4 protein-coding genes are annotated in these 5,018 nt (G+C 62.3%); 2 read left to right on the plus strand and 2 right to left on the minus strand.

Features of this window, described 5'->3' with window-relative positions; genetic code table 11:
- The first annotated feature begins 219 nt into the window (after nt 1-219).
- Nucleotides 220-1,242: a transporter gene (locus BHC62_RS25165; RefSeq protein ID WP_070996558.1), complete on the plus strand. Its 1,023-nt coding sequence runs from the start codon at nt 220-222 to the stop codon at nt 1,240-1,242.
- A gap of 127 nt (nt 1,243-1,369) precedes the next feature.
- On the plus strand, nt 1,370-2,986 hold the full coding sequence (locus tag BHC62_RS25170; protein ID WP_029294389.1) for an inorganic phosphate transporter: 1,617 nt from the start codon (nt 1,370-1,372) through the stop codon (nt 2,984-2,986).
- Between the two features lie 96 nt (nt 2,987-3,082).
- Here the strand turns inward: BHC62_RS25170 and BHC62_RS25175 are convergent, their stop codons facing one another.
- Entirely contained in the window at nt 3,083-4,054 is a 972-nt protein-coding gene (locus BHC62_RS25175) for a biotin-dependent carboxyltransferase family protein (RefSeq protein WP_070996560.1), read from the minus strand.
- Nucleotides 4,051-4,929: an allophanate hydrolase subunit 1 gene (locus BHC62_RS25180; RefSeq protein WP_029296493.1), complete on the minus strand. Its 879-nt coding sequence runs from the start codon at nt 4,927-4,929 to the stop codon at nt 4,051-4,053. Before BHC62_RS25180 ends, BHC62_RS25175 begins: the two co-directional genes overlap by 4 nt.
- Between the last annotated feature and the right edge of the window lie 89 nt (nt 4,930-5,018).

The raw sequence follows: 5,018 nt of genomic DNA on the forward strand, positions 1-5,018 counted from the left end.
ATACCTCCTGACCATGCGTATTAACCTGTAAACCATGTCCCCGGTTAGAAATGTAAACGATGTCCCCGGTTTGTACCGGGACAAGCCCCCTCGCCACAGCACGCTAATTCACCACAACAAGCCGCCGTGCCACAGGCCGCTGTTGACTGACACAAAACTGTCAAATCCCCTTGCAATGATTGCTCGACGCGCACCTGTCGCTTTCCTCTGCGAGCCACCATGAACCACAGCATCGACCACGGCCACCAGGACTCCGACCTGTTTGGCCTGCTTTATGGTTTCCGCTTCAAGCCCGGCGAAAAAGCCCAGCAAATCGACTCAGCGACTGTGCTCAAGGCCTTGCAACAACCGGCTGATCCCGATGAGTTCCTGTGGCTGCACCTGAACCTGGCCCACGCGGCCTGCCAACGCTGGATGCAGGCCCACCTGGAACTGCCCGAAGAGTTCTTCGAGGCGCTGCACGAAGGCTCGCGCTCGACGCGCATCGAGCATGTGGACTCAGCCTTGCTGGCGGTGGTCAACGACGTGGTGTTCAACTTCAGCAGCATGATGTCCTCGGACATTTCCACCTTGTGGGTCTGCGCCCGCAGCCGCCTGCTGATCAGTGCGCGCCTGCAACCCCTGCACTCGGTGGACAAGCTGCGCTCATCGGTAAAGGCCGGTGAGCACTTCCGCTCGCCCCTGGAGCTGTTGGTGCATCTGTTGCGCGATCAAGGCGAGGTGCTGACACAGATCGTGCGCAAGACCAGCCAGAGTGTGGACCAGATCGAAGACCAGTTGCTGTCCTCGCGCCTGTCCACCAACCGCGCCGAACTGGGGGCCATGCGCCGGGTGCTGGTACGCCTGCAACGCCTGCTGGCGCTGGAGCCGGGCTCGCTGCTGCGCCTGCTCAATCGCCCGCCGCAGTGGCTGCAAAAGGAAGACGTGAAGGAGCTGCGCAAATCCACCGAAGAATTCGCCCTGATCATCAACGACCTCACGGCCCTGGGCGAACGGATCAAGTTGTTGCAGGAAGAAATCGCCGCCAACCTCAACGAACAAAGCAACCGCACGCTGTTTACCCTGACGGTGGTGACGGTACTGGCATTGCCGATCAATATCATCGCCGGCTTCTTTGGCATGAACGTCGGTGGCGTGCCGCTCTCCCAGGACCCCGAAGGGTTCTGGATCCTGGTGGCGTTGGTGGCGACGTTCACCTTGATTGCCGGCCGATGGGCGTTTCGCAAGCGCCGGGATTACTAAGCCGGCTCCTACAGGGATTTGTGGACCGGCGGTGATCTCTATCCACCAAACACTGATTTGACGCAGCATCTCTGTAACATTCTGCAACGATCATGGGAAACATCCTCCCCACACTGGATGCTCCGGCATGGCCACCCCTTCCCTCACTGCCTCCTCCCAGGCAGGCGCCACTGACGCAAAACCGCAATTGGACAAGAAACCCGGCCTGCTCACGGTGATCGTGTTCTTCGCCGTACTCGCCATGGGCCTGTTGTTCACCGCCTACAGCCTGATGCACGACATGCAAGAGTTGGGCACGGTGGTCACCACCTGGACCCCGTTCCTGCTGCTGGGCGTGGCGTTGCTGATTGCCTTGGGGTTCGAGTTCGTCAACGGCTTCCATGACACCGCCAACGCGGTGGCGACGGTGATCTACACCAACTCGCTGCCGCCGCATTTCGCCGTGGTCTGGTCGGGGTTCTTCAACTTCCTCGGGGTGCTGCTGTCCAGTGGCGCGGTGGCCTTTGCCATCATCGCCTTGCTGCCGGTGGAGTTGATCCTGCAGGTCGGCTCATCGGCTGGTTTTGCGATGATCTTCGCCCTGCTGATCGCCGCGATCCTGTGGAACCTCGGCACCTGGTGGCTGGGCCTGCCGGCGTCGTCTTCCCATACGCTGATCGGCTCGATCATCGGTGTTGGCGTGGCCAATGCCCTGATGCACGGCCGCGACGGCACCAGCGGCGTGGACTGGGCGCAAGCGATCAAGATCGGCTACGCGCTGCTGCTGTCGCCACTGATCGGCTTCGGCTTTGCAGCCCTGCTGTTGCTGGCACTGCGGGCCTTTGTGAAAAACCGCTCGCTGTACAAGGCCCCCAAGGGCAACACACCGCCGCCCTGGTGGATTCGCGGCATGCTGATCGTGACCTGCACCGGCGTATCCTTTGCCCACGGTTCCAACGATGGCCAGAAAGGCATGGGCCTGATCATGTTGATCCTGGTGGGCACCCTGCCCATGGCCTACGCCTTGAACCGCACCATGCCGGCCGATCAATCCCTGCAATTTGCCGCGGTGGCAGAAGTCACCCAGCAAGCCCTGGTCAAGAGCGCACCGCAGGCGGCCCCGGCCGACCCGCGACCGACGCTGTCGACCTATGTGCGCACCAAGGACGTCACGCCCGAGTTGATCCCCGCCCTCGCCGCCCTGACCGGGCACATCGGTGAACAAGTGAAAGGCTACGGCTCCCTGGCCAAAGTGCCCGCCGAGGCCATGGGCAACGTGCGTAACGACATGTACCTGACCAGCGAAACCATTCGCCTGATGGACAAGGGCAAGGTCGGCCATTTCGATGCTGACACCCAGGGCAAGCTGCAACTGTTCAAGCAACAGATCGACAACGCCACGCGCTTCATCCCGCTGTGGGTGAAGATCGCCGTGGCCATCGCCCTGGGCCTGGGCACCATGGTCGGCTGGAAACGCATCGTGGTGACCGTCGGCGAGAAAATCGGCAAGACCCACCTGACCTACGCCCAGGGCGCCTCGGCGGAAACCGTGGCCATGCTGACCATTGGCGCCGCAGACATGTTCGGCTTGCCGGTATCCACCACCCATGTGCTGTCCTCGGGCGTGGCCGGGACCATGGTCGCCAATGGCGGCGGCTTGCAGATGAAGACCATCCGCAATTTGTTGATGGCCTGGGTACTGACGTTGCCGGCGGCGATTGTGCTGTCGGGTAGCTTGTACTGGTTGTTCACCCAACTCTTCTGACAGGCAAACCTGTAGGAGCCGGCTTGCCGACGATGGCGGTGCAACAGCCAACAGCGGTGTTGATTGTCATGGCCTCATCGCCGGCTCCTACAAGTTTCAGGAGAATAGGGCCGCCATCGCTTTGAGCCGCTTCTTGTACACCCGCCGAGCTTGCAGCGCTTCTTCCAACGTCACCGCGACAAACCCCGCGCGCTGGTTAGGCTGCATCTGCCCGATCAAATCAAGGTCGGCGCTGATCACCGTGCCGATCATCGCGTAGCCGCCGCCGGATACGGCATCGCGGTGCAGCACGATGGGTTCCAGGCCGGCCGGGACCTGGATCGAGCCGATGGGGTAGCAGCTGTCGACGATGTTCGATGGGTCAGAGCCTGCGCCAAACGGTTGCTGCCGTGGCTGGAAGCTCAAGGCACTGCCGCCCTTGAAGCGGTAGCCGATCCGGTCGGCTTCGGAGCCCACGGTCCAGGGTTCGGCGAAAAAGCTGCTTTTGGCCTCGGGCGTCAGGCGCTCGTAATACAAGCCCGGCACCACACGCAATGTCACATCGCCGCCCACCGAGCGGCGCAGGGCCATCGGCAAACTGTTGCCGGCCCGGCCTTGCCCGCGGGTCTCGCCGATAGGCAACACATCCCCCTCCTGCAAGCGCCGCCCATGAAACCCGCCCAACCCACCCAAGGTGTAGGTGGAGCGACTGCCCAGCACCAGCGGCACGTCGATCCCCCCGGCCACCGCCAGATAGGTCCGCGCACCGGCCACCGGAAACTCAAAGCGCAGCACCTGCCCGGCACGCACCTGGAATGCCGTGTCCTGGTGCACCACTTCACCGTCCAGGCGCGGCGACATCAGCGCGCCGCTCAACGCCACCAACCCATCCTGTTGAAACTCCAGCTCCGGGCCGATCAGCGTGCATTCCAACCCCGCCGCGCCCGCCGGGTTGCCCACCAGGTGGTTGGCCGCACTCAAAGCGTACTGGTCCAGGGCGCCGGACGGCGGGATTCCCAAGTGGTAAAAGCCTTCGCGCCCCAGGTCCTGCACGGAAGTCGCCAGGCCAGGCTTGAGCACCTTGATCATAGGAGCGCCTCCTGCAGGGTTTTCGGATAGCCGGTCGGGTCGGCAAAAAAAGCATCCAGGGAGAACTCCACCGGGCGAATGCGTAAGTCAAAACGTCCGGCTTCTACCTCGGCCACTGCCAGGTCGTAGGCATCCCGGTCGATGGGCTTGAACTGCACGATGTCGCCTGGGCGAAAGAACACCATGTGCTCCTTGAGGTAGGCCAACTGCTGGGCCGGGTCGTAGATCGGCGCCGGGGTCACGCCAAACATCTGGTAGCCGCCGGCACCGCGCACTGAGTAGATACAACCAAAACAGCCGCCATGGCCAAGTGTCAGCTTCGGCGTGTCGGTGCGTGGGCGCAGGTATTTGGGCACCTGCAACTGCCGCTCGCGCTCGACCATCTGGAACATGAACGGCAGGCCGGCCACAAAGCCGACCATCGACACAAACCACGGCGCGCCACTGTGGGCAGCAACAAACGCCTCGACATCCGCCAGGCCATTGACCCGCGCCGCGTACTCCAGGTCCGTGCCAGTGGGGTCTTGGTGACGGTCGCGAAAACGCATCAGGGTTTCATGGGTCCAGGGGTCGTTGTACAGCACCGGGATCTCGATGATGCGTGTATGCAAGGTACGTTCGGCCACCGCTTGGGCCTCGGCGGTTTGCACCGCGTCGAGCAGCACATGGGGGGCGATCAGGTCCGGGTCGAAGCGGATCTGGAACGAGGCATTGGCCAGGCAGATATCCAGCACGCCGGGCAGTTCCAGGCGCTGCACCGCACGGGTGACAGCCATGCCTTTGAAGAACGCCTCCAGGGACATGCTTTCGCTGACCTCGGCGAACAAATGCTCATCAGCGCCAAAGCTGTAGCGAATCGGGGATGTTTGAGCCATGTCTGTTCCTCTTGGAATCATTGTAGAAAGGCAGGCAAAAAAACCATGTGACGATGGAGCTTGTTGTGGCTGGCAGGCTTCGTGTGGCC

The sequence above is a fragment of the Pseudomonas sp. 06C 126 genome (genome assembly GCF_001855215.1).
Classification (GTDB): Bacteria; Pseudomonadota; Gammaproteobacteria; order Pseudomonadales; family Pseudomonadaceae; genus Aquipseudomonas; species Aquipseudomonas proteolytica.

Excerpts from the sequence above, each read along its gene's own strand:
- BHC62_RS25170 (WP_029294389.1), top strand. The coding sequence starts at position 1,370 with ATGGCCACCCCTTCCCTCACTGCCTCCTCCCAGGCAGGCGCCACTGAC.
- BHC62_RS25165 (WP_070996558.1), top strand. The coding sequence starts at position 220 with ATGAACCACAGCATCGACCACGGCCACCAGGACTCCGACCTGTTTGGC.
- BHC62_RS25175 (WP_070996560.1), bottom strand. The coding sequence starts at position 4,054 with ATGATCAAGGTGCTCAAGCCTGGCCTGGCGACTTCCGTGCAGGACCTG.
- BHC62_RS25180 (WP_029296493.1), bottom strand. The coding sequence starts at position 4,929 with ATGGCTCAAACATCCCCGATTCGCTACAGCTTTGGCGCTGATGAGCAT.